This window comes from Flavobacterium ginsenosidimutans (genome assembly GCF_003254625.1).
Lineage (GTDB): Bacteria > Bacteroidota > Bacteroidia > Flavobacteriales > Flavobacteriaceae > Flavobacterium > Flavobacterium ginsenosidimutans.
The window spans coordinates 1-213 of record NZ_QJRJ01000006.1 but is presented as its reverse complement, the minus strand read 5'-3'; the positions used below and the strand labels follow the sequence as shown (position 1 = coordinate 213).

At 38.5% G+C, this 213-nt stretch carries 1 tRNA gene; it reads right to left on the bottom strand.

The annotated features are described in order from the left end of the window. Nucleotides 1-146 precede the first annotated feature (146 nt). Nucleotides 147-212, bottom strand: a tRNA-Ala gene (locus DM444_RS00030). Nucleotide 213: the final 1 nt, after the last annotated feature.

The window sequence follows — 213 nt, the reverse complement described above, 5'->3', positions numbered from 1 at the left end:
CTGATGCTCAATAAAAAACGCTTTCTACTTTCTTATTATTTTCTTATCTCAATATGTCAATGAACTTTAATAAGTATCAAGATTTTCGCATTAGGCATTAAGACTGCTGTCTTGATACTTTGCACTATAATCTTTGTACTTTCTTGTGGAGAATAACGGAGTCGAACCGTTGACCTCCTGCGTGCAAGGCAGGCGCTCTAGCCAGCTGAGCTA